The following is a 23,439-nucleotide window of genomic DNA, read 5'->3' on the forward strand; positions in this document are numbered from 1 at the left end:
TTCATTCCGCCGCCTCCATCACCGGTTCCCACTCAACGGTTTCGCGGCGCTGATAGGGGGTGAACCAGTCGGGATCGGTGCGGTACTCGACCCGCCCGTCCGGGAACACCCGGGCCACCGCGCGGCGCGAGGACAGGCAGAAGGCGTGCACCGACATGGGCATCCCGCCGGTGTGGCAATAGCCGACCTCGATGTTGCACTGCACCACCATGTTCTTGCCCACAAACCCCATCGCGCCCATGCCGATGGAGTTGCCCAGTTCCTTGAATTCGTCCTCCATCTCGGCGATGCGCGGGTCGGAATTGCGGCTGCCCACGGTGCGCAGGACCGAGGCGCGCTTGCCCAGCGTCATGCAGATATCCTTGGAGCCGCCAAGCCCGATGCCGATGATCGCCGGCTGGCAGGCCAGACCGCGCTTGCCGAAGGCCATCAGACTGTCGAGGTAAAAGCGCTTGATCCCCTGAATCCCGTCGCTGGGGAACAGCATCCGGTAATCGGTGCCGAACAGCCCGCCCTTGTGCACGGTGATCAGGTCGATCCAGTCGCCCTCGGGCTCGAACCCGTATTCGATCTCGGGCGCGCCGATGCCGACATTGTTGTTGTGATCGGTGCGCCAGAGCGGATGCACGCGGTTGGGGCGCAGCGGCACGCCGTTGGTCGCCGTCGCGGTGGCGCGTCTCAGCGCGGTTTCCAGCGCGCACATGCCGCCTTCCACGCTTGCCTCGTTGCCCATCTTGACGAACCAGCGCGGCACGCCGGTATCGCCGCACATGGCGCGGCGGTCTTCCTTGGCGGCTTCGTAGTTTTCCAGCATCGCCTTGAGAACGAAGGACGAGAGATCCCCGTCTTCGGTCTCGGCGGCCTGTTGCAGGCCGGTGAGGTAGTCCTCGGGAATGTCGATGGCCGCCTTGTCCATCAGGGTTTCGGCGGTGGATTGGATGAGGGATAGGGGGATCATTGCATCTGTCCTCCGAATGTCTTTTTGAGCGAAGCGCGCATCATTGCGCCGCCACCAGTGTCTCGGGCTCGCCTTCGGGCAAGACCGTTTCGCCGGGGCGCACGATGGTGAACTGCACATCCTCGCGGCCCACTTCGATCGCATCGCCCTTTTGCTGCGCGACGGTGAAATAGCTGTCCTCCATCGCGCCCGGCTCGGGGAAATCCTCGCGGTAATGCGCGCCGCGCGAGTTGTCGCGCTCCAGTGCGGCCTTGGTGATGACTTCGGAAATATCGCACAAGGACCGCAAGTTGAGCCAGTCATGCCATGTCAGATTGAACGCCAGATTGTCAGCTGACAATCCGGTTTCCATGAGCGATTCCGAGATGTTGGCGATGCGCTTTAATCCTCTGTTAAGGCCGGATTCGGTGCGCATCACACCCACCTCGTCCCACATCGCGTTCTGCAATTCCTTGCGCAGCGGCAGGATCAGGCCGGGATCGCGGGTCAGCGGATGGCACGCACGCGCCAGTTCGGCTTCAAGAACCGTCTCGTCCGCGTCGCGCAACGACCCCATGTTGCGAATATCCGCGCCCATCACGTCGCCCGCGATGCCGCCATAGACGGTGGAATTTGCCACCCCATTGCCGCCCAGTCGGTTCGAGCCATGCGCACCGCCTGCATCCTCTCCAGCGACGTAAAGCCCTTCCATCGCTGTCCGCGTGTCCACATCGACGACGACACCGCCCATGAAGTAATGCGCGGTCGGGACCACCTCGACCTTGCCAGCGGCCAGATCGAAGCCGCTGTCGGCGCAGCGCTTGACCATGCCCTTGAATTTTTCGCGCACATTGTCGGGGCCAAGATGGGCCATCGAGATGAAGACGCCCTCCTGCTCGGGATTGTTGTTCTTGCGCATCTCGGCATAGATGCCCCGGCTGACCACATCGCGCGTGGCGCGTTCGCCCTTGGGATCAACGTCGAACATGAAGCGCTGGCCGGAATGGTTCACCAACTGCCCGCCCGCGCCGCGCAGACCTTCCTCAAGCACCGTGCCGGTCATCCGCGTGTGATCGCCCGCAAGCAGACCGGTGGGATGAAACTGCACCATCTCCATATCGCGCAAGCTCAGCCCGACGCGCATCGCCATCGCCAGCCCGTCCATCGTCTTGTCACCCGAGGGCGTGTGGTACTTGTACATCGTCGGGCCGCCGCCCGTCGCCATCAGCACCGTCTTGGCACGCACGAAGCGGAACTTGCCGGTGCGCATGTCGATCATCAGCACACCCGCCAAGGCCGATCCGTCTTTCGTCGGGATCAGGCCAATCGCGCGGTGTTCCTGTAGCTTTTCGACATCGCGCGACAGAACCTGTTCCATCAGGCGGTTGATGATCTCGATTCCGGTCAGGTCGCCCTTGTGGACCGTGCGGTCGGCGGTCTGCCCGGCGAAGGCTTTCTGGTGCAATGACCCGTCGCAGTTGCGGTCAAAGAAACAGCCGATTTCGTTCTCCAGCTCGCGGATGCGCACCACCGCCTGTTCGCAGAGCCGCCACGCCATGTCCTGATTGGGCAGCCACTTGCCACCCTGGATCGTGTCCATGAAGTGCCGTTCGACTGAATCGCCGCCACCCAAAGCGACGTTGTAGCCGCCCTGCACCATGCGCGTGCAGCCGCATTTGCCGATCAGACCCTTGACCGCGATCGTCACCCTGGTGCCTTCGGGCGCTGCCTGTTTGGCGTGCAGCGCGGCGAATAGGCCCGCGCCCCCGGTTCCGAGGATCAGGATGTCGGTGTCGTGCCGGTCGATGTCTTTTGTGCTGAACATATCAGATCGCCCGCAAGAGGAAGGTTGTGGAGACAAGGAACGACCCCGCCACCGCCGCTGCCGCCCATGTCTTTTGCGGCGCGCTCCACGGCAGCCATTCCAGCGCCAGAAGCCGCAGCCCGCCAAAGAAGTGCACGGCCAGCAGGAAGACAAGGCCGAACTCGGCCAGTTTGACCAGCGGCATGTCTGTCAGGGTGAGGAAGGCATCGAGCCGCGCGGCATCGGTGACGGCCATCGACAACACCCAGAAATGCCACGGCAGGAACAGCGCCAGAGCAAGGCCCGAGAGGCGGTGCAGGATGTAGGCCAGCCACAGCGGATGTGCGCGCGCGACGATCATAGCGTCACCGCCCAGACCGCCTGCGCGCCAAGCGCGAAAAGGCCCAGTCCGATCACCGCCGCCACTGCGTTCAAAAGCGTGCCGCGCAGGCCCGCCCATTCAAGCAGGATGGTGCGCAAGCCGATGGCGGCATGGATCGACACGGCGATCACGAACATGCCGTAAAACGCGAACCACAGCGCAGATCCTTGCGTGCGCCCCAGGATTTCCGCCGCCGACAGCCCACCCTGAATGGCGTAGATCATCACGCCGATATGCACGAGCACGAAGGGTGCCATCACCAGCGCGCTCAGGCGTTGCGCCATATAAAGACGGAACTCCATCACTTCGCTCCTTTGAAAAACCGCTGTGTCGTGGCGCGTTTCAGCCCGAGGATCGCAGACAGCGGATCAAGGTCGTTGGGGCAGTATTGCGTGCACGATCCCATCGAGTGACAGGAATGACACCCGCCCTTGCCCGACACGGCATCGAGGATCGCCCCCTTGTTGGCGTCCTTTGCGTCGTTATAGACCGTCCAGGCGCGTTGCAGCGCGGCGGGGCCGAGGTAATCGGGGTTGCCCGCCACCGTGTCGCAGGCCGAATAGCAGATCGAACAGTTGATGCACTCGATCCCGGCGCTGGCGGTCTGGCGGTCGCTGGTGCCCGGATCAATCGCCTCGATGGCGTCGTCGCGGGTCAGGGTCGGGTGATGCCGGCCTTCGGCGGCAACCCATTTGTCAAAGAACGGGTCCATGTCGGCGGCCAGATCCTTGATCACCGGCAGGTTGCGCAGGGGCGCGATGTCAAGTGCGCCATTCTTCAGCACCTTGCTGACATGGGTGCGACAGGTCCAGCGCGGCACGCCGTTGACCATCATCGCGCAAGAGCCGCACATGCCGACGCGACAGGCGAAACGGTAGGTCAATGTCGGATCGGTGTTCTGCTGGATCCACGACACCACGTCGAGGACGGTCTGGTTCTCGTAGGCGGGCACATCGAACCGCTCGGCGCGCGGGGCGGAATGTGCGTCGCCTCTCTGCACCGTCACGCTCAGAACCGTGTCTTGCCCATCCATCGTTCACCTGCCACGCACGCTGTCAAAATCTATCTGGCAGGATGTTAACCTTCAGGTTTGATAACCAAAAGGCAAAAGTTATTACTATTTCTGTAAGCTTTGGTTACTGAACGGCTGAAAATCGCGGATGGGATTCAGGGTCGCGGCCGGCCTCGCCGTGGCGAGGCCGGGGAGCGTCGGTTTACTTGACTTGCGCAGGCGTGCCGTTTTGCGGCGGCTGCGTCGCGCCGACCGGCGCAGGGTTGCTGGTGCCGGCGCGGTAGTCGTCATCCTCGTAGTCCATCTCGACGATCCGAAGCGTCGCCGGATCGAGTTTGACTTCGATTTCCCGACCGGAGGCATCGCGGCCCTCGATCTCGTAGCAGCCATCGTCGATCTCGAAGGTTCGCACGGTCCAGCCGTTCGTTTCGGCCACTTGCATCGCGGCCTCGCGCGGCTGCCATTGGCTGCGTGGCACGGAGCAATCGTCATCATCGGCGAGCGCTGCGCCCGCGGGAAGCAAGGCAATCATGGAAAAGGCTATCAGGGTCTGTTTCATGGCAGGGTCTCCTTTTGTACATCTGCAAGGTCAATCTGGCGGTCAGACCTGAGGATTGCCTGACGGTGGCGCGAATTTCGCTTCAGCTTTCTGTCAGGAAACACACCCGTTTGCCCGGTGTCGCTCGTGCGGAACTGTCCTTGGGCTTTGTCCCGCATGTCGGTGGCGACGGGCGGGATCAGCGACGCGATTATACAAAAAAATCGCGCCCGAGATCGGACGCGATTTGCGATATTTAGGAACGAGTGCGGGTTGCCGTCGCTCGTTATGGGAAACAGAGCGAATGCTCAGGGATTCCCGACCGGGCGCGTTTGTCCCGAGCCGACAAGCAGGGCCGAAGGATAAAGAACCTCGATATCGCTGGTCTCGTGCCAGATCATGCGCTCGGCCATTCGCGCGATTTCGGAGTGACCGGCGTCTTCGGCCGCAGCGTAAAGCTCGACCAGTGCGGTCACGAGGTCAACGTCGCGGTCGTGAAGTTCCGACAGCTCCGCCTCAAGCTCCATCCGCTCGGGCAGGTTCGACACGACCGCCGCCTGTCCGCTGGCGGCGGCATCCAGGCCGCCGAGCAACGGCAGCACCAGCCGCTCCTGCGCCGCGCTGTGCGGGGCCATGAGTCCGGCGGCGGCCCGCGCGGCTGCGCCGATCGCGTCAGACCTCTCGGCGGTCCGGTCGAGTTGATCCTGAAAATCCGCGTGAACTGCACTCAGCGCGTAATGGGTGTCGTTCTGAGCCGCGATGACCGGCATGGCGAGAGCCGATAGGGCAACGGCGATGATGAGTTTGGTTTGCATGACAGTATCTCCTCTACTGATGATGACCACTCTGCGCGCGCGACCTGAATTGTTCCTGACGCTACGGCGATTCGCGCGTCAGCTTGCCGTCAGGAAGAAAACGGCCCCGCTGGTGAGAGCGGGGCCGGTCTGGTCGGATGGGGCGAACAGGGCTTGGCGGACCGGGCGCTCAGACGATGTCGCCGGGGCCGGGTGCGCGCTTCTTGCCGGTGAACATGGCCCGCGTCAGGTTCTCGTGGTGCCGGACGGAGGCGAGCGCGACACCGCCCACATGCAGCGCTGCAAGCACAAGCAACAGGTTGGCCAGTGCCTCGTGAACCTCCTCGAGGGTTTCGTCGATGTCGCCACGCGCATCAAAGGCGTCGCCGTCACCGTCGGCCCATGCGGGTGCCACGATGGCCGGCAGGGACGGCAGCATCGCGATGCGGTCGGGCTCTGCCATGAGCCAGCCGGTGACGGCAGTGCCCGAGAGGGTCACGAGCAGCGCCACGATCATGGCGGCGCCCGCCGGATTGTGCCCGAGATATCGCCGTTCCCTGCCCCGGCTCATGTCGCCGAGATAGGTGAGCGTCTTTCGCGGCCCCTTCACGAAGCGGCTGAAGCGCGCATGGCGACTGCCGATCAGCCCCCAGACGAGCCGCATGGCGACAAGCCCCGCGACACCATAGCCTGCGACTTCGTGAAGGGTATCAAGCTCGTCCGCGCTCAGCCAGGCCACGGCGAATGCGGCGACCAGCGACCAATGGACGATCCGAACCAGAGGGTCCCAGACCCGGACCGTGGCGGCCGTGCCTGCGCCTGTTTGCGGTGCTGTCTGCGCGTGCGTATCAGTCATCGTCGTCCTCCTCGTGATCCCGGTCCCGATCCTGTCCGCGGCGATCGTCGTCGTCATCGTCGTCGTCCTCGTCTTCGTATTCGAACTCGATCACCTGAAGCGTGGCCGGATGGACCGTGACCTCAATCCGGCGCCCCTCGGCGTCGCGACCGTCGATGTCATAGCAGCCGTCGTCGATCTTGATGCGGCGCACCGTCCAGTCGTTCACTTCGGCCAGCCGCGCGACGGCGGCGCGTGGTTGCCAATTGGCCATCGGCACGAAGCAGTCGTCATCCGCCAGCGCGACGCTGGCCGGGACGACCGCGAGAAAGCCGAGAATTGTCAATGTCTTCTTCATGGGTCAAACTGCCCTCCGGGGTCATCTTGATCCAATTCATGCGCGCCGAAGCTGACGGCAACCTGAAGCGGCTTGAGCCACCCGCTTCAGCTTTGTGTCAGCCAGTCGGATCATGCAGGGTCATCGGGAAAGGACAGGAACGACCATGCGCATCCTTCTGATCGAGGACGACACCACCTTCGGCGCCGCGGTCCGTGACCAGATCGCCGCCGATGGACAGTCGGTGGACTGGGTCACGCGGCTTGACGCCGCCGGCGACGCGCTGCGCGCCACCTCGTATGATCTGATCCTGCTCGACCTCATGCTGCCGGACGGGCGCGGCATCGGGTTCCTGAAGAGCCTGCGCACGCGCGGCGACGTGACGCCGGTGATTATCCTGACGGCGCTCGATCAGGTCTCGGACAGGATCGAAGGGCTGAACGCGGGTGCCGACGACTACCTCGTGAAGCCTGTCGATCTTGCCGAGTTGTCGGCCCGGATCGGCTCGGTCGCGCGGCGCTATAGCGGCAACCCCAACCCTATCGTCACTCACGGACCGCTGGACATCGACCTAGCGGCGCGCAGGGTTCTTCGCGACGGCAAGCCCGTCCCCCTGACAGCCCGGGAATGGGCGCTGTTTGAGGCGTTCCTCGCGCGTCCGGGGCACCTGCTGTCCAAGGCGCAGTTGGAGGAGAAGCTCTATGCCTTCGATGCGGAGGTGGAAAGCAACACGATCGAGGTTCATGTCAGCCGTCTGCGCAAGAAACTGGGCAGCGCTGTGATCGAGACCGAACGCGGCATGGGCTATAGGCTGGGCCGGCCATGAGTGTCCCGCGCAGCCTTCAGGCCCGGCTCGGTCTGTCGCTGGGCCTCGTGCTGGCCATCCTGTGGCTGCTGGCGGCGACGGTCACGTCCGTCATCGTGCGCGGCGAAATGGACGAGGTGTTCGACAGCGCCCTGCGCGAAACCGCGGAGCGCATCCTGCCGCTGGCCGTGATGGATATCGTCGGTCGGGAAGATCAGGGTGTAACGCAGCGGCTCGCTCCGATCCGGGAGCATGACGAATTCTTCACCTATCTCGTCCGCGATTCCGAGGGCCGCATCCTGCTGCAATCCCACGCGGCGGACCAATCCGTGTTTCCACCCTACGAGGGTCCAGGATTTTCACAGACAGCGACCCATCGCATTTACAGCGACGCGGTGCTTCAGGGAACGATCCGTATCACGGTGGCCGAACCGCTGGCACATCGCGCGTCGGTCGCGCGGGACATTCAGATGGGCCTGAGCCTGCCGCTGCTGATCGTGCTGCCGGTGGCGCTTGTGGCCATCATCCTGGCGGTTCGGTTCAGCCTCGCCCCGCTGCGCCGTTTCCGCGCGCGGCTCGAGGCGCGCGGCGCGCGCGATCTGTCCGAAGTGCCCGCACATGACTTGCCGGCAGAGATCGGCCCGCTGGCCGCGACACTCAACAGTCTTCTCACCAGGTTGCGCGAGGCGTTCGAGGCCGAGCGCAGCTTTGCCGCCAACGCGGCGCATGAGCTTCGGACCCCGCTTGCCGGTGCCATCGCGCAGGCGCAGCGCATCCGCTCGGAGACGCGTGATCAGGCCACCGAAGCCCGCGCTTCGGAGATCGAGGCGACGCTGAAGCGGCTGACGCGGCTGTCCGAGCGTCTCATGCAGCTGGCCCGCGCGGAAGGCGGGCGATTGCGGAACGACCAAAGCTCCGACCTGCGCGCCGTCGCGCGGGTTATTGCGGACGATATCGGGCGGACGGTTGCGCCGGGGCGGCTTGTGCTGACGCTGCCGGACGCCGCTGTCATGTCCGACCTCGACCCGGATGCCTTTGGCATCCTCTTCAGAAATCTCGTGGAAAACGCTTTGCGTCACGGCGCGCAGGATGCCTCGGTCGACGTGACGCTGACAGGTGACGGACAGCTCATCGTGGCAAATGACGGCCCCGTCCTGCCACGCGACACCCTTGATCGGCTGACCGCGCGGTTTGAGCGGGCGGATGCGCGCAGCGATGGCAGCGGGCTTGGCCTTGCCATCGTCGCCGCCATCGCGAACCGGATCGGAAGCCCGCTCATTCTGGAATCGCCGCGTCCGGGCACGGCGACGGGCTTTCAGGTTTCCATGAGGTTACCGACAGACGCCTAGGACGCCTTAACGGGCGCGCGATACGTGGACCGAAGGACGTCTCGGGGGGCAAAAAGAAACGGCCCGCCGAAAGGGCGGGCCGCATTGGATTTGATGGCCTGTACTCAGGCGGCTTGACGCGACCGGTTGCGGCGACGGCGGTTGCCGCTCGGCTTGGCCTTGGCGCTTTGTCCTGCGCCCTGACTACCGCCCTGCCCGCGTCCGCGACCGCGCGATTGCGGCTTGCGCGGCACCGGGCCTTCGGGGGCTTTGCCGCTGGCGACCGGCACGTCGATCTTCATCAGCTTTTCAATCTGGCGCAGCAGATCCGCCTCGTCGGGGGCGCAGAAGGCAATCGCTTCGCCTTCGCGACCTGCACGCGCTGTCCGGCCGATGCGGTGGACATAGTTGTCCGGCACATCCGGCAGATCGTAGTTCACGACGTAGGACACACCGGGAATGTCGATGCCGCGCGCGGCCACGTCGGTGGCGACCAGCACGGTGATCGTGCCATCGCGGAACGCCTTGATGGCGCGGTCACGCTGGCCCTGGCTCTTGTTGCCGTGAATGGACGCGGCGTTGTAGCCGTCGGCCACCAGCCCCTTCATCAGCTTTTCCGCGCCGTGCTTGGTGCGCGAAAACACCAGCGTCAGCGCGTCCATGTCACGCGACAGGATTTCGCGCAGCTTGCCGGGTTTTTCGGCTTTGCTTGGCAGGTGGTGCACCGATTGGCTGACCTTGTCGGCGGCTTTGCCCGGAGGCGAAACCTGCACCTTGGAGGGGTTGGTGAGGTAGGCTTTGCTCAAATCCTCCATCTGTTTCGGCATGGTGGCCGAGAACAGCATGGTCTGGCGCGGCGTGCCCAGCTTGGGCGCGATCCGGCGCAGCGCATGGATGAAACCCATGTCGAGCATCTGGTCGGCCTCGTCCAGCACAAGGTGCTGCACGGTGCGCAGGTCAACCGCGCGGCGGTCCATCAGGTCGATCAGGCGACCCGGTGTGGCGACCAGAATGTCGGTGCCCTTGAGAAGCTGGTGGATCTGCTTGTTGATGGACTGGCCACCAACAACCACGGTCACCCGCAGCTTGCTCTTGGCGGTCAGTTTGCGCAGATGCTCGGCGATCTGGTTCACCAGTTCGCGTGTCGGCGCGAGGATCAGCGATTTCGCGGTTTTCGCAGCCGGGCGTTCGGGCATGTCGAGCAGGTGATCGACCAGCGGCAGGCCAAAGGCCAGCGTCTTGCCGGTGCCGGTCTGGGCCAGGCCGAGAACGTCATTGCCTGCCAATGCCAGCGGTACGGCCTTGGCCTGGATCGGGGTCGGTGTCGTGAGGCCGGCATCTTTCAGCGCGGCGAGAAGTTCGGGCTTGAGGCCCAGTGTGTCAAAATCAGACAAAAGATATCCTTTATGGCCGCACGATATGTCGCACGGCAAAGTGTTCGACCGCATCAGCGCGGTCAACGAGGGTGTCGCAGAGCCTTAAGACATCACGGGAGAGCCCCGGTAAATCTGGCACTGCGTCAGGGACCCTGCGTGATGGGGAACTGAATTCTGTATCGCCGATGCGCCAAATATGACGGGCGCGGCAAGCTCACGCGGCTGCGCGGCGATGAGTGGCAAATGGGCGCTGGCGGCGCATATGTCAACCGTTAAAGCGATGTGGGTGGCGCGAGCCGGCAGTTAAGTGTCTCAAAATGGCGCGAAAAGCCGCGCGGTGGGCGCGACTTCACTTAGACGCTTACCGCCCGTAGCGGGCGGCGGTGAGGCCGTCGAAGGAGATCTCGGGTTCCTGGCCCAGCACCACATCCGCCACGGCGCGCCCCGATCCGCAGGCCATCGTCCAGCCCAGGGTGCCGTGGCCGGTGTTGAGGAACAGGTTGGGATATTGCGTCTCGCCCAGAACCGGTGTGCCGTCGGGTGTCATCGGGCGCAGGCCGGTCCAGCCTTCGGCGCGGGAAATGTCGCCGCCTTTGGGAAAGAGATCTCCGATGACGTGTTTCACGGTGTCGGTGGCGTGCGGGCCAAGGCGGTTGGAATAACCGGCGATCTCGGCGGTGCCCGCCACGCGGATGCGGTCGCCCAGACGGGTGATGGCGACCTTGTGGGTTTCGTCCATGATCGTGGATTGCGGCGCGAAGGCGTCATCGGTGACGGGCAAGGTGACGGAGTAGCCCTTGACCGGATAGACCGGCAGTTTGATGCCAATCGGGTTCAGCACGTTCACCGCATAGCTGCCCATTGCACAGACATAGGCATCCCCCGTGATGCGGCCCGACAATTCGGTGTCGATGCCTACCACCTTGCCGTCTTCGACCGCGATTGAGCGGATGGATTGACCGAATTTGAATTCGACCCCCATTTCGATACATTTTTCGGTCAGCGCGATGGTGAACATGCGGCAATCGCCGGTGCGATCCGCCGTCAGGCGCAGGCCGCCGACGAACTTGTTGCGCACTTCGGCAAGGGCCGGTTCGATGGCGATGCAGGCATCGCGTCCCAGCACCTCGTAGGGGGAATCGTATTCGGCCAGGATCTCCTGATCGGTCTTTGAGGCCTTCATCTGCTTGGCGGTGCGGAACAGTTGCAACGTGCCCTGCGCACGCCCGTCAAAGTCGATGCCGGTTTCGGCGATCAGGTCGGGCATGACATCGCGCGAATAGCTGGACACCCGCACCATGCGGCTTTTGTTGATGCGGTAGCTGTCCTCGTTGCAGTTGCGCACCATCTGCACGCCCCATTTCCACATCGTCGGGCTGATGAGCGGCCAGATAAACAGCGGTCGGCGCTTCATGAACATCCATTTGACGGCCTTCATCGGGATGCCGGGAGCGGCCCAGGGCGAGGACATGCCGTAACTCAGCTGCCCCGCATTGGCATAGCTGGTTTCCAGCCCCGGCCCTGTCTGGCGGTCGATCACCACCACGTCGGCCCCCTGCTTGGCGAGGTAGTATGCCGTGGTGACGCCGATCACGCCCGCACCCATGACGACAACTTTCATAGAACTGACCTTTCGCTCCGGTTCACCGGCAAGATGGGACAAGCGCGTGTCGGGCGCAAGGCGGCTGGCACGGTGTTTTGGAGCACCTGCACCAGCCCTCTGTTGGGCGACCGCTCAGCGACCGAAGGCGATGCCTTCGCGCCGTGGATCGGCGCCGCCCGACAGCCCGCCATCCAGCGCGATGGCGTGCAGCCCCGAGGTCAGCGCCCGCGCGTTCACCTCGTAACCAAGAGCCGTCAGCGGCTCTTGCAAGCTGCCCGCCGGTGTATCAGCCTCGATGTCATAGGTGCCGAACCGGTTGACCAGATGCGGCTGCGACACCGCCTCCTGCACGTTCATGCCCCAATCGAGATACGCGACGATCGCGTTGACGACATAGCCGATGATCCGGCTGCCGCCCGGACTGCCGACCACCATCACCGGAGCGTCGTCCTTCAACACGATGGTCGGAGACATCGAGGAGCGCGGCCGCTTGCCCGGCTCAACGCGGTTGGCGATGGGGATGCCGTCGGAATGGGTGCTGAAGGAAAAGTCGGTCAGTTCGTTGTTCAGCAGAAAGCCCCGCACGAACAGCCGCGAGCCGAAGCCGTTCTCGATGGTCGTCGTCATCGACAGCGCGTTGCCGTGGGAATCGACGATCGAGATATGCGAGGTCGAGGGCAGCTCGATGCTGTCATCGTCGGCCCAGAGGCCCGCGTGATCGAATTCGGGCGTGCCCGGCGCCACTTCGGGCAGCGCATCGTCGCCCGACAACAGCGCAGCCCGTCCATCGAGATACGCAGGCTCGAGCATGCCCTCGACCGGCACCGGCACGAAGTCGGAATCAGCGACATACCGGCCCCGATCCGCAAAGGCGAGCCGCGAAGCATCGCCGATCAGCCGCCAGGCTTCGGGCGAAGTTGCGCCAAGTGTCGCCAGATCATAGCGGTCCAGCATCCCGAGGATCTGCCCTACAGCCAGCGCACCGGACGATGGCGGCCCCATGCCGCACACATCATGCGCGCGGTATTCGACGCAGACCGCCGGGCGCTCGATCACCCGGTAGAGGCCCAGATCAGTTGTCGACAGCACACCGGGATTGCCGTCAGCGCCGCGCACCGTCGCCACGATGTCCTGCGCAATCGGGCCGGTATAGAACGCATCGCTGCCGTGCCGCGCCAACTGGCGCAGAGTGTCGGCATAGGCCGCGTTTGTCAGCGTATCGCCTTCAGCGATGGCGTTGCCACCCGGAAAGAAATAGGCCGCCGTCGGCTCAAAGCGCGCCAGCCGCTCGGCATCGCCCGCCACCAGTTCCGCCAGCCTTGGCGACACGGGAAAGCCGTTCTCGGCCAGCAAAATCGCGTCATCGAACAGCCCCGACCAATTGGCCTGTCCCCAGCGCCGGTGCGCCTCTTCCAGCAGGCGCGGTGTGCCCGGTGTGCCGACTGAGCGGCCACCGACCACCGCATCGTAGAATTGCAACGGCTCCCCCGCATCGTCCTGAAACAGCGTGGGCGTCGCGGCCAGCGGCGCGGTTTCGCGCCCGTCCAGAGTGGTGATCTCGCCGCTCGCACCGTCGAACCAGACCAGAAACGCGCCGCCGCCCAGACCCGAAGATTGCGGCTCGACCAGTCCAAGCATGGCCTGTACGGCAACCATTGCGTCCGCCGCCGTGCCGCCGTTTTCCAGGATCTTTGCCCCCGCCTGAACGGCGCGGGGGTTGGCTGCGGCGATCATCCACTCCTGTGCCTCGACAGGCTGACCGTTGCGCTTGGCCTCCAGCGCGGTTTGAATGTCGGGCGAGAGATCGTCGAAAACCGCGGTGGTCTGGCTTTCAGCCTCGGGCGCGACAGCGTCGGCGGCTTGCTGCGCCAGCGCCGGGCTGGCAATCAAGAGTGAAACCCATAGTGCGTTCAAAAATCTGGACATCGGTCTGATCCTCCCAAGTGTCATGCTGATCCGGGGCGAGTATGCCCGCAAATGCCACATCCACGAAGGACCTTTTTCATCCACCCCCTTTGTCTTGATGTAGCGACAGGTGAGGAACGCGCAGCGTTGCCGCTACGCGTCAGACCCGCTCGGGCGGTAGGGCGCGTCGGCGTTCTTGAACAACACGTAGATCGCCGGGATCGCAAGAACCGTCAGCAGCGTTGACGAGGCCAGCCCGAACAGCAGCGATATCGCCAGACCCTGAAAGATGGGATCGGTCAGGATGACTGACGCGCCGATCATCGCGGCAATGGCTGTCAGCAGGATCGGCTTGAAGCGGATCGCGCCCGCGCGCAGCAGGGTTTCGCGCAAGGGTTCATCCCCGACCGCGCCGTGGCGAATGAAATCGACCAGCAGGATCGAGTTGCGCACGATAATCCCCGCCAGCGCGATGAAGCCGATCATCGACGTGGCCGTAAAGGCCGCATCGAACAGCCAGTGCCCCAGCACGATGCCGATGAACGTCAGCGGGATCGGTGTCAGGATGATCAGCGGCACCCGGAAGGAGCCGAACTGCGCCACGACAAGCACATAGATGGCGAGGATCGCCACACCAAAGGCTGCGCCCATGTCGCGGAAGGTGACATAGGTGACTTCCCATTCGCCATCCCAAAGCAGCGTCGGGGTCGCATCGCTCGGCGGTTGGCCGTACAGGCTGATCTCGGGGCGCGGCACATCGGCCGACCACGGCCGGTCGTCCAGCGCATCCTGCACCGCAAGCATGCCGTAGATCGGCGCTTCGTATTCGCCGGCCAGTTCGGCCATGATCATTTCGGCAAACCGGCCATTGTGGCGGAAGATCGGATAGCTTCCGACCTCTTCGCTGACGGTGACCACATCGCCCAGTTCCACAACGCCGCGATCCCCCGGCAAAAGATTCGCAGGCACCGGCGTCGAGGCCATGCGCTCGGACCAGTTCAATTCGCCGCGCGGCAGGGCGACGCGAATTTCGGTCGGATCACGCCCCTCGCCGCGATGCGAATAGCCAACGGGAACGCCGTCGAACAACATGCGGATGGTGTCATAGACATCGCTTTGCCGTACCTTGAAGAATTCAAGGCTGGCCTGATCTATCGCCAGCCGCAGGCGCGGGCGCGGTTGGCCGAAACTGTCCTCGATATCAACGACGTAAGGCACAGCTGCAAACGCTTCGCGCACCTCGCGCGCGACCGCGCGGCGGGTGTCGGCGTCGGGGCCGTAGATCTCGGCCAGCAGCGTGGCAAGAACCGGCGGACCGGGCGGTATTTCGGCTACAGCGATCGAGCCGCCCTCCGGCAGGGCGATACCGGACAGCACCTCGCGCGCCTTCAGCGCGATGTCGTGGGAGGAACGCTCGCGGTCATGCTTGGGCAGCAGATTGACCTGCAAATCGCCCAGTTCGGGGCGGCTGCGCAGGTAGTAATGGCGCACCAGCCCGTTGAAGTTGAACGGCGCGGCGGTGCCTGCATGAAGCTGGATCGAGGTGGCCTCGGGCAGGCTCGCAAGCCGCTCAGCGGCATCGGTCAGCACCCGTTCGGTCTGTTCCAGACTGGTGCCCTCGGGCATGTCGAGGATGACCTGAAACTCCGACTTGTTGTCGAATGGCAGCAGTTTCACGACGACAGTGCGGTCAAAGAACAGCGTCATCGACCCGACGGTCAGTGCCAGCACCACGATCAGGAACCCACCGGCGCGCCAGCGGCTTGCGATCACCGGGGTAGCGACGCGCCGGAATAGGCGGCCCAGCACACCTTCGGAGTCGTGGTCATGTCCGCTTGCGCCCGCCCCGCCCCGCCCGGCGATCTTGAGCATCAGCCACGGGGTCAGGATCACTGCGACGAAGAACGAAAAGATCATCGCCGCCGACGCGTTGACCGGGATCGGCCCCATATACGGCCCCATGAGGCCCGACACGAACAGCATCGGCAAGAGCGCCGCCACGACCGTCAGGGTGGCGACAATCGTCGGGTTGCCCACCTCTGCCACCGCTTCGATGGCGGCAGTGACGCGGGGACGGTCATCGCGCATGGCCCAGTGCCGGGCGATGTTCTCGATCACCACGATGGCGTCATCGACAAGGATACCGATGGAGAAGATCAGCGCGAACAGCGACACGCGGTTGATCGTGTAACCCATCATGTTGGACGCGAAAAGCGTCAGCAAAATCGTCGTGGGAATGACGATGGCAACCACGATCCCCTCGCGCCAGCCGATCACCAGAGCGACCAGCAGCACGATGGAGACTGTGGCAAGGCCAAGGTGGAACAGCAGTTCGTCAGCCTTTTCGTCAGCGGATTCGCCGTAGTTACGGGTGATCTCGACGTTGATGTCGTCGGGAATCAGCGCCCCGCGCAGCAGCTCCATGCGTTCCAGCACATGTTCGGCAACCAGAACGGCATTGGCGCCTTCGCGCTTGGCAATGGCGAGCGTGACAGCCGGCAGTTGGGTCCAGCCCGCGTCGCCATCCGCGCGCGTGAGCGTCCATGTGCGGGACTCGACCGGCGCGCCGCCGACGACGATATCCGCGACATCGCGCACATAGACCGGACGGTCATCGCGGGTGGTCAGTTGCAGCAGGCCGATATCGCCGGGGCCGTGAAGGGTTTGCCCGGCAACCACGGAGAGGGTGCGGTCCATCGCGGTGACTTCGCCGGGTGAAAAGGTCTGGTTCGCCTCGGTGATGCGGGCGGTCAATTGCTGCAACGTCACCCCGTAAAGCGCCATCTGCTCGGGATCGGGTTCGATCCTGATCTGGTCGGTGCGGCCGCCAACGATATAGGTCAGGCCCACATCCTCGACCGACATCAACGACGCGCGCAGTTCCTCGACCAGCGAATAGAGCGCGCGGTCGTCCCAGTGTTCCGCCACTTCGGGGCTTGGCGACAGGGTGAGCGCGACAATCGCCACATCGTTGATGCCGCGCCCGATGATGAGCGGTTGCGGAATGCCCTGCGGGATACGGTCCATATTGGCCATGATCCGTTCATTGACCCGCAGAATCGCGGCATCGGGATCGGTGCCGACATCAAACCGCGCTGTGACCATCACCTGATCGTCTTCGGTCTGGGAATAGACATGCTCGACCGCATTGATCGAGCGCAGGATCGCTTCAAGCGGTTCGGTCACCAGCTCGACCGCATCGGGTGCGCGCAGCCCTTCGGTGCGCAGCATCACATCCACCATCGGAACCGAAATCTGCGGTTCCTCCTCGCGCGGGATGATCGCGAGCGCAATCAAGCCCATCGCCAGAGAGGCGAGCAGCAACAGCGGTGTCAGCGGCGAGCGTATGAATGCCTTGGTCAGCCGGCCCGAGATCCCGAGGTTCATGGCTGCACCAGCCTGTCGCCTGCCGACAGCCCTGCTAGCACCTCGACCCCTTCGGCGCTTTCTTCACCCAAGAGAACAACCACGTCGCGGGTGCCCGCTGCGGTTTCCAGTGAGACAAAATCATTGCCGTAACGCGTGGTGACATAGTCGCGCGGAATGATGATGACCTCGCGCGATTCGACGCTCACATTCACCCGCACCCGCTCGCCGACAAAAAAGCTGCCAAGGCCGTCAACCTCGGCGTCGGCGACGATGCGGCCATTCGCGATCAGCGGATAGACCTGCCGGATCACGCCGGTCGAGGCCACATCGCCGCCAAGGGCCGCGCCGACAACCTCGATCTCGTCGCCCTCGGCGATGGAGCGCGCGTGGCGTTCGGGCAGGTTCAGCCGCAACAGGTAATGATCCGAGGCGATGGTGGCGACCGGTTCTCCGGGCAACATGACGCTGCCCCTCGGGCTCTGCACATCCAGAACCCGCCCCGCCGCCGGAGCCAGCACCTCGCCTTCGCGTTGCTGTTGCACCAGAACGTCGCGCGATTGGTTGGCCGAGGCAAGCTGCCCCTCAAGCACCGCGACCGCCGTCTGCGCCTGATCGAGCCGGGTTTGTGGAACGATCCCGCGCTCCAGCAAACCTGCGGCCCGTTCCAGATCATCGCGCGCCTGTCGCAGCTGCGCCTCGAGCGACGCGGCCTGCGAGGTGGCCGCGGCAATCTGCGGTGCCATCTGTTCGTTGACCACCAGCGCCACGACATCGCCCGCCGCCACCATGTCGCCCTCATCGACCAGCAGATCGACGATGGTGCCGCCGATCCGTGTGCGTGCCGTCAGCGTATCCACGCTTTCGACGGTGGCGAACACGGCCTTGCGATCATCCGCCAGCGACGGTGTCACCTCAAAAGACTGGGACACCGCCGGAGAGGCGAGAAACAAGAACATCACGAGAGGCTTCAACATGGCAGCACCTTCGGCTTTGGCAGTTTGATGCGCAGCCGCAGGGGAAGCGAGATGCGCGCTTGACACAAGTATTAGATAAAACTAATTTAATAAATGCTAATTTATAGCAAACCTGAAATTGATGCGAGACAATGACGCAGCCCACACCCGATCCACTGGACGATCTGCAAGGCCGCGCCGAAGAGGTTGCGGGATTGCTCAAGCAACTGGCGAACACCCGCCGCCTGCTGATCCTGTGTCGTCTCGCATCAGGCAAGGCGACCGTATCGGAACTCTGCGTTGTGGCCGGTCTGTCACAATCCGCCATCTCGCAGCACTTGGCAAAGATGCGGTCGGACGGGTTGGTGCGCGGTGAAAAGGACGGGTTGCAAATCCACTATTCCATCGTCGATCCCCGCTGTCATGAACTGCTCAAACACCTGAGATCCAGCTTCTGCGACCCGATCGACAGCGCCGCCCCTGTCGAAGACCGAAATGGCGACACGAAATAGCGGCGTCTGCCGACGCGGCGCAGGAGAAACGGATATGACGGGAACATGGTGTCTGGCGGGGGAGTGACGCCGCAACGCCACCCCGAACACCACCTAAGGCTTTGGTACCCAAGGCCGGACTCGAACCGGCACGCCCGTTAGGGCGGGGGATTTTGAATCCCCTGCGTCTACCATTCCGCCACTTGGGCCACGCGGTGTTCCTACCCAAGCGCTCCGCGCACGTCCAGCGTAAAAACGCATCTTTTCGCGCCGCACTTGACCGAAAGTCGCGCCCATGCTCTTAGCCGGTCACACCCCGCCGGAGACCTCATGCTCAGAAACCTTTATGACTGGACGATGTCGCTGGCCGACCATCCGCGCGCGCTTTGGGCGCTGGCGGTGGTGGCGTTTGTCGAAAGCTCGGTGTTTCCGATTCCGCCCGATGTGCTGATGATCCCGATGATCCTGGCCCGCCCCTCGCGCGCCTGGCTGATCGCGCTGGTCGCAACGGTGGCCTCGGTTCTGGGCGGACTGCTGGGCTACGGAATCGGCTATTTCTTCTACGAAGCCATCGGTGAGCCGATCCTCAGTTCGCTCGGCAAGGCGCACGCGATGGAGGAATTCAACGTCCGGTTCAACGGCGTCGGCTTCTGGGCGGTTCTGATCGCCGGGGTGACGCCGTTTCCCTACAAGGTCATCACCATCATGTCGGGCTGGACGGCGATGCCGCTGGCCACCTTTGTCGTGACGTCGATCATTGCCCGCGCATTGCGGTTTTTCATCGTAGCCAGCCTCTTGCGGGCGTTCGGCACACCGGTTCGTGATTTCATCGAACGCCGTCTGGGGCTTGTGTTCACGGGCTTTATCGGATTGTTGATCGGTGGCTTTTATGTCGTGAGGTTCATGTGACACTGGGGCGCAAATCGCTGATGCTGCTGGCGGCGGCCGGATCACTGGCGCTGATGATCGGCGCGCTGGGGTTTCAGTATATTGGCGGTTTGCCACCCTGCGAAATGTGCATGTGGCAGCGCTATCCGCATGTTCTTGCGATCGCCATCGGGCTGATCGCCCTGCGGTTTCCCGCAGTCGCTCTGGCATGGTTGGGCGCGCTGGCAGCGTTCGCCACGGCTGCCGTCGGGGCCTTTCACACCGGGGTCGAGCGGGACTGGTGGGAGGGTCCGACCTCGTGCTCGTCCCAACCCATCGGCGGGCTGACCCCCGATGAGCTGTTCGACCAGATCATGACCGCCCCGGTGGTGCGCTGTGACGAGGTGCCGTGGGAGATGCTCGGGCTGTCGATGGCAAGCTGGAACATGATCGCATCGCTGGTTCTGATGGCGATCTGGATCGCGGCGGCGCGGCGGCCCGCCTAAAGCGCGCTCTTGCGCGTCGCCAGCAGCAGCGACGTTTCGGACTGCGTGACCCCGTCAATCTTGCGAATCCGCGACAACACGTCGTCCAGCGCCTCGAGCGTGTCAGTGCCGAGTTCCGCAATCACATCCCAGCGTCCGTTGGTCGAATGCAGCCCGCGCACCTGCGGCAACCCCGAGAGCAGGCGAATGACCCGGTCGGTGCCGCGCCCCTCGATGCCGATCATCATCAGCGCCCGCACCGGATCGCGGGCCGTGTCCTGCCTGAGGACAACCGTATAGCCCACCACCTCGCCGCTCTGGCGCAACCGGTCCAGCCGCGCCCGCACGGTTGCCCGCGAAAGGCTCAACAGCGTGGCAAGGTCCGATACGGACGCCCGCCCGTCATGTCGCAGCGCCGAGATCAACTGCCGGTCTGTTTCATCCACAATGATCGCTCCTGCTTGTCATTCTGATAAATTGTAGCCCCAACCGGACAATTTGGCCACTTAACGATGCATCATTCTGGTGAATAGATAAACGCAACGCGAAAGAACAGGGAATGGATGATGGGTCAGGATATCGTTTTGGTCGGCGCGCCGCTGGATTGCGGCAAGGCCCGCAAGGGCTGCCTCATGGGCCCCGACGCCTATCGCATCGCCGGACTGGCGCGCGCGCTCGCTGACCTTGGACATAATGTCAGCGACCTTGGCAACGTTGCGCCAGACGTCAATGCGATTCCCGACCGCGACGGGCTGATCGACCTGGGCGAGACAATCGGCTGGACCACCGCCCTGATGCGCGCCGCCGAGGATGCAATGGGACAGGGGTTGCCGATCTTCATGGGTGGCGACCACGCCCTGTCGCTTGGCACCGTGCCGGGCGTGGCCGCCCATGCCGCCAAGCGCAATCAGCCGCAATTTGTCCTCTGGCTCGACGCGCATAGCGACTTCAACACATTGACGACAACCACATCGGGCAACCTGCACGGCACGCCGCTGGCCTATGCCACCGGGCAAAGAGGGTTTGACGGATTTCCGTCCCCTGCGGCGACCGTACCAGCGGGGCAGACCTGCATCATCGGCCTGCGCTCGGTCGATCTTCCCGAACGCGCGCTGATGGCGGAGACCAAAATTCGCGGCTACGACATGCGCGCCATTGACGAATCCGGCGTCGCCGCGCTTTTGACGCCGTTCCTCAAGGACGTGGCCGCAGCCAACGGCGCGCTGCATGTCTCGCTCGATGTCGATTTCATCGACCCCACCCACGCCCCCGCCGTCGGTACCACCGTTCCCGGTGGCGCGACCGTGCGCGAGGCGCATCTGGTGATGGAACTGCTCTGCGACAGCGGGTTGATGACCTCGCTTGATCTGGTGGAACTGAACCCGATGCTGGATGAACGCGGACGCACCGCGCATCTGATGGTCGATCTCGCGGCGTCGGCACTCGGTCGTCGCATCTTTGACCGCCCGACCCCGCGCTTGATGTAGAAGGAGCGTCTCATGCATCCGTCAGACAAGGCTCTGGTTCCGTTCGTGTCGGTCGATCACATGATGCAGATCGTGCACCGCGTCGGCCTGCCGCAAATGATCACCCGCATCGCCGATGCCATCGAGGACGATTTCCGCCGCTGGGAAAGCTTCGACAAGACGCCGCGCGTTGCCGCCCACAGCCCCGTCGGCGTGATCGAGCTGATGCCGACGGCGAACGACACGCTCTATGCGTTCAAATACGTCAACGGCCACCCCAAGAACACCGCAGACGGCTTGCAGACCGTCACCGCGTTCGGGCTTCTGGCGGATGTGCAGACCGGCTATCCGGTGCTCCTGTCGGAGATGACGATGCTGACGGCGCTGCGAACGGCCGCGATGTCGGCGATGGTCGCAAAGCATCTCGCGCCCAAGGGGGCCGACACGATGGCGATGATCGGCAATGGCGCGCAGGCGGAATTTCAGAGCATCGCGATGCAGACCCTGTGCGGCATCACATCCGTGCGCCTCTATGACAAGGACCGCGCGGCCACCGCCAAATGCGCCAGAAACCTTGCCGGCACCGGATTGACCGTGGTGCCCTGCGACAGCGCCGAGGCGGCCATCGAAGGCGCGCAGATCCTCACCACCTGCACCGCCGACAAGCAATATGCGACGATCCTGACCGACAACATGGTTGGTGCCGGAGTCCATATCAACGCCATCGGCGGCGATTGCCCCGGCAAGACCGAACTGGCCGAGGCGATCCTGCACCGCGCGTCGATCTTTGTCGAATACCCGCCGCAAACCCGCGTCGAGGGCGAGATCCAGCAATTGCCCGACGACCACCCTGTGACCGAACTCTGGCAGGTCATCACCGGCGCGGCGCCGGGGCGCAAGGATGCGCGCGACATCACCCTGTTCGACAGCGTCGGCTTTGCCATCGAGGATTTCTCGGCCCTGCGCGTGGTGCACGACCTGACACTCGAAACCGGCCTAAACCTGCCGCTGGACTTGCTCGCCGACCCGGACGATCCGCGCGATTTGTACGGGATGCTGATGCGGGCAAGTTAGGGGCCAGCCGCGCGCCGATACCGCGTTCCTAGAACACCGACCATTTTGTGATATCTGACAGCATCGTTGCGGCGCGCGTGCCAGCGCGCGAATTTCCATAGCGGTTGAGTCCGGGCGACCATATTGCGATCGACGCCACATTCGGTGCGATCACCAGAAGGCCGCCGCCGACGCCGCTCTTGCCCGGCAATCCAACCCGAAATGCAAAGTCACCGGACCCATCGTAATGCCCACATGTCATCATCAACGCGTTGACGCGTCTGGCGCGTGGCAGGGACACGACTTTGGGAGCTTCCTTTAATCCCGCCAAAGACGCACCGGCCATTGCCAATTGATCGGTTGTCATCTCGATTGCGCATTGGTGAAAATAGGTGCCCAGCGTCAGCGCCGGGTCGTTCTCAAGATTTCCGTGCGACTGCAAATAATAGGCCAGCGCTTTGTTTCGCGCGCCGGTTTCCTGTTCTGATGCCGCCACGTCTTCATTGATATAAATGTCATCCGACCCGGACATATATTTGATAAGCTCAAGAATTTCCGAAAGCGCCATCTTCGGCTCTCGCCCCGACAATAGGGCGTCTGTGGTCACAATAGCGCCCGCATTCAGAAAGGGGTTCCGCGGGCGGCCCTTTTCCCTTTCGAGCAAGACGACTGAATCAAAAGACGCACCGGAAGGTTCCCGACCGACCCTGCTCCAAAGCTGGTCTCCGGTTCGTCCAAGTGCTGCGATAAGTGAAAATACCTTGGTGATGCTCTGAACGGAGAACGGCTTGGACGCTGCACCGGCGTTGACCAGTTTGCCGTCAGCCAGACAGACGCTGATTGCAAACTGCTTGGGATCGACGCAGGCAAGTTCGGGAATATACTGCGCCGTCTCGCCCCAGTCATCCTGATGAAAAATCGTTTCTTTTATAGAGTTAAGAATATCTTCCAATCTGACCATCCAAGTGAAACCGTCAATCAAGTGGCGTCTTATGAGAAAACAGTGGGATTTACAAAGTTCACAAAAGATGTGCTTCGCTGGCCAGTCATTCCAGTCGAAAACCGGCGTATCCGCAGCCATTGTCGCCCGCGCCGATGT

23 protein-coding genes and 1 tRNA gene are annotated in these 23,439 nt (G+C 63.5%); 7 read left to right on the top strand and 17 right to left on the bottom strand.

Annotated elements, in window-relative coordinates:
• Position 1 precedes the first annotated feature (1 nt).
• The 9 genes from ACGKZZ_RS15190 to ACGKZZ_RS15230 all read right to left on the bottom strand — a co-directional run bounded on the left by ACGKZZ_RS15190 (position 2) and on the right by ACGKZZ_RS15230 (position 6,660).
• Positions 2-958 carry a fumarate hydratase gene (locus ACGKZZ_RS15190; protein WP_411224435.1) on the bottom strand — a complete coding sequence of 319 codons (957 nt, stop codon included), beginning with the start codon at positions 956-958 and terminating at the stop codon, positions 2-4.
• Positions 959-998: 40 nt separating this feature from the next.
• Positions 999-2,762, bottom strand: coding sequence for an L-aspartate oxidase (locus ACGKZZ_RS15195; protein WP_411224436.1), 1,764 nt, complete (start codon positions 2,760-2,762; stop codon positions 999-1,001).
• 1 nt (position 2,763) lies between these two features.
• Positions 2,764-3,102, bottom strand: a complete 339-nt coding sequence (gene sdhC, locus ACGKZZ_RS15200; RefSeq protein WP_411224437.1) for a succinate dehydrogenase, cytochrome b556 subunit — start codon at positions 3,100-3,102, stop codon at positions 2,764-2,766.
• Complete coding sequence (locus ACGKZZ_RS15205) at positions 3,099-3,425, bottom strand: succinate dehydrogenase (protein ID WP_411224438.1); 327 nt, start codon at positions 3,423-3,425, stop codon at positions 3,099-3,101. The genes sdhC and ACGKZZ_RS15205 overlap by 4 nt, the downstream gene beginning before the upstream one ends.
• On the bottom strand, positions 3,425-4,156 hold the full coding sequence (locus ACGKZZ_RS15210) for a succinate dehydrogenase/fumarate reductase iron-sulfur subunit (protein WP_411224439.1): 732 nt from the start codon (positions 4,154-4,156) through the stop codon (positions 3,425-3,427). Before ACGKZZ_RS15210 ends, ACGKZZ_RS15205 begins: the two co-directional genes overlap by 1 nt.
• Positions 4,157-4,337: 181 nt before the next feature.
• Entirely contained in the window at positions 4,338-4,694 is a 357-nt protein-coding gene (locus ACGKZZ_RS15215) for a PepSY domain-containing protein (RefSeq protein ID WP_411224440.1), read from the bottom strand.
• A 287-nt stretch (positions 4,695-4,981) separates the two neighbouring features.
• Positions 4,982-5,488: a hypothetical protein gene (locus ACGKZZ_RS15220; protein WP_411224441.1), complete on the bottom strand. Its 507-nt coding sequence runs from the start codon at positions 5,486-5,488 to the stop codon at positions 4,982-4,984.
• A 169-nt stretch (positions 5,489-5,657) separates the two neighbouring features.
• Positions 5,658-6,323 carry a cytochrome b/b6 domain-containing protein gene (locus ACGKZZ_RS15225; RefSeq protein WP_411224442.1) on the bottom strand — a complete coding sequence of 222 codons (666 nt, stop codon included), beginning with the start codon at positions 6,321-6,323 and terminating at the stop codon, positions 5,658-5,660.
• Positions 6,316-6,660 (bottom strand): PepSY domain-containing protein, encoded by a 345-nt coding sequence (locus tag ACGKZZ_RS15230; RefSeq protein WP_411224443.1) that lies wholly within the window; start codon positions 6,658-6,660, stop codon positions 6,316-6,318. Before ACGKZZ_RS15230 ends, ACGKZZ_RS15225 begins: the two co-directional genes overlap by 8 nt.
• Positions 6,661-6,805: 145 nt before the next feature.
• Here ACGKZZ_RS15230 and ACGKZZ_RS15235 point away from each other — a divergent pair, with 145 nt between their 5' ends.
• Both ACGKZZ_RS15235 and ACGKZZ_RS15240 read left to right on the top strand, forming a co-directional pair.
• On the top strand, positions 6,806-7,465 hold the full coding sequence (locus ACGKZZ_RS15235; RefSeq protein ID WP_411224444.1) for a response regulator transcription factor: 660 nt from the start codon (positions 6,806-6,808) through the stop codon (positions 7,463-7,465).
• A complete protein-coding gene (locus ACGKZZ_RS15240; protein WP_411224445.1) occupies positions 7,462-8,793 on the top strand; it encodes an ATP-binding protein in 1,332 nt (443 codons plus the stop codon). Before ACGKZZ_RS15235 ends, ACGKZZ_RS15240 begins: the two co-directional genes overlap by 4 nt.
• Before the next feature lie 104 nt (positions 8,794-8,897).
• Here ACGKZZ_RS15240 and ACGKZZ_RS15245 read toward each other — a convergent pair whose 3' ends face one another.
• From ACGKZZ_RS15245 to ACGKZZ_RS15265, 5 genes are all read right to left on the bottom strand, one after another.
• Positions 8,898-10,166, bottom strand: coding sequence for a DEAD/DEAH box helicase (locus ACGKZZ_RS15245; RefSeq protein ID WP_411224446.1), 1,269 nt, complete (start codon positions 10,164-10,166; stop codon positions 8,898-8,900).
• Positions 10,167-10,509: 343 nt separating this feature from the next.
• Complete coding sequence (locus ACGKZZ_RS15250; RefSeq protein WP_411224447.1) at positions 10,510-11,769, bottom strand: D-amino acid dehydrogenase; 1,260 nt, start codon at positions 11,767-11,769, stop codon at positions 10,510-10,512.
• A 114-nt stretch (positions 11,770-11,883) separates the two neighbouring features.
• Positions 11,884-13,677: a gamma-glutamyltransferase gene (gene ggt / locus ACGKZZ_RS15255; RefSeq protein ID WP_411224448.1), complete on the bottom strand. Its 1,794-nt coding sequence runs from the start codon at positions 13,675-13,677 to the stop codon at positions 11,884-11,886.
• Between the two features lie 132 nt (positions 13,678-13,809).
• A complete protein-coding gene (locus ACGKZZ_RS15260; protein WP_411224449.1) occupies positions 13,810-17,043 on the bottom strand; it encodes an efflux RND transporter permease subunit in 3,234 nt (1,077 codons plus the stop codon).
• Entirely contained in the window at positions 17,040-17,999 is a 960-nt protein-coding gene (locus ACGKZZ_RS15265) for an efflux RND transporter periplasmic adaptor subunit (protein WP_411224450.1), read from the bottom strand. The genes ACGKZZ_RS15260 and ACGKZZ_RS15265 overlap by 4 nt, the downstream gene beginning before the upstream one ends.
• 131 nt (positions 18,000-18,130) lie before the next feature.
• Between ACGKZZ_RS15265 and ACGKZZ_RS15270 the strand changes: the two genes are divergently transcribed.
• Positions 18,131-18,490, top strand: a complete 360-nt coding sequence (locus tag ACGKZZ_RS15270; protein ID WP_411224451.1) for an ArsR/SmtB family transcription factor — start codon at positions 18,131-18,133, stop codon at positions 18,488-18,490.
• Between the two features lie 102 nt (positions 18,491-18,592).
• Here ACGKZZ_RS15270 and ACGKZZ_RS15275 read toward each other — a convergent pair.
• Positions 18,593-18,678, bottom strand: a tRNA-Leu gene (locus ACGKZZ_RS15275).
• A 121-nt stretch (positions 18,679-18,799) separates the two neighbouring features.
• On the opposite strand from ACGKZZ_RS15275, the gene ACGKZZ_RS15280 reads away from it, so the two are divergent.
• Both ACGKZZ_RS15280 and ACGKZZ_RS15285 read left to right on the top strand, forming a co-directional pair.
• On the top strand, positions 18,800-19,378 hold the full coding sequence (locus ACGKZZ_RS15280) for a YqaA family protein (protein ID WP_411224452.1): 579 nt from the start codon (positions 18,800-18,802) through the stop codon (positions 19,376-19,378).
• Positions 19,379-19,398: 20 nt separating this feature from the next.
• Positions 19,399-19,842 (top strand): disulfide bond formation protein B, encoded by a 444-nt coding sequence (locus ACGKZZ_RS15285; protein ID WP_411224477.1) that lies wholly within the window; start codon positions 19,399-19,401, stop codon positions 19,840-19,842.
• Here the strand turns inward: ACGKZZ_RS15285 and ACGKZZ_RS15290 are convergent.
• Positions 19,839-20,267, bottom strand: coding sequence for an Lrp/AsnC family transcriptional regulator (locus ACGKZZ_RS15290; RefSeq protein WP_411224453.1), 429 nt, complete (start codon positions 20,265-20,267; stop codon positions 19,839-19,841). The genes ACGKZZ_RS15285 and ACGKZZ_RS15290 overlap by 4 nt on opposite strands.
• Before the next feature lie 117 nt (positions 20,268-20,384).
• On the opposite strand from ACGKZZ_RS15290, the gene rocF reads away from it, so the two are divergent.
• Both rocF and ACGKZZ_RS15300 read left to right on the top strand, forming a co-directional pair.
• Positions 20,385-21,308 carry an arginase gene (gene rocF, locus ACGKZZ_RS15295; protein ID WP_411224454.1) on the top strand — a complete coding sequence of 308 codons (924 nt, stop codon included), beginning with the start codon at positions 20,385-20,387 and terminating at the stop codon, positions 21,306-21,308.
• Positions 21,309-21,320: 12 nt separating this feature from the next.
• Positions 21,321-22,361 carry an ornithine cyclodeaminase gene (locus ACGKZZ_RS15300; protein ID WP_411224455.1) on the top strand — a complete coding sequence of 347 codons (1,041 nt, stop codon included), beginning with the start codon at positions 21,321-21,323 and terminating at the stop codon, positions 22,359-22,361.
• Between the two features lie 28 nt (positions 22,362-22,389).
• Here the strand turns inward: ACGKZZ_RS15300 and ACGKZZ_RS15305 are convergent, their stop codons facing one another.
• Positions 22,390-23,301, bottom strand: coding sequence for a glutaminase (locus ACGKZZ_RS15305; RefSeq protein WP_411224478.1), 912 nt, complete (start codon positions 23,299-23,301; stop codon positions 22,390-22,392).
• Positions 23,302-23,439: the final 138 nt, after the last annotated feature.

It is taken from the genome of Marivita sp. S2033 (assembly GCF_046592965.1).
Taxonomy (GTDB): domain Bacteria; phylum Pseudomonadota; class Alphaproteobacteria; order Rhodobacterales; family Rhodobacteraceae; genus Marivita.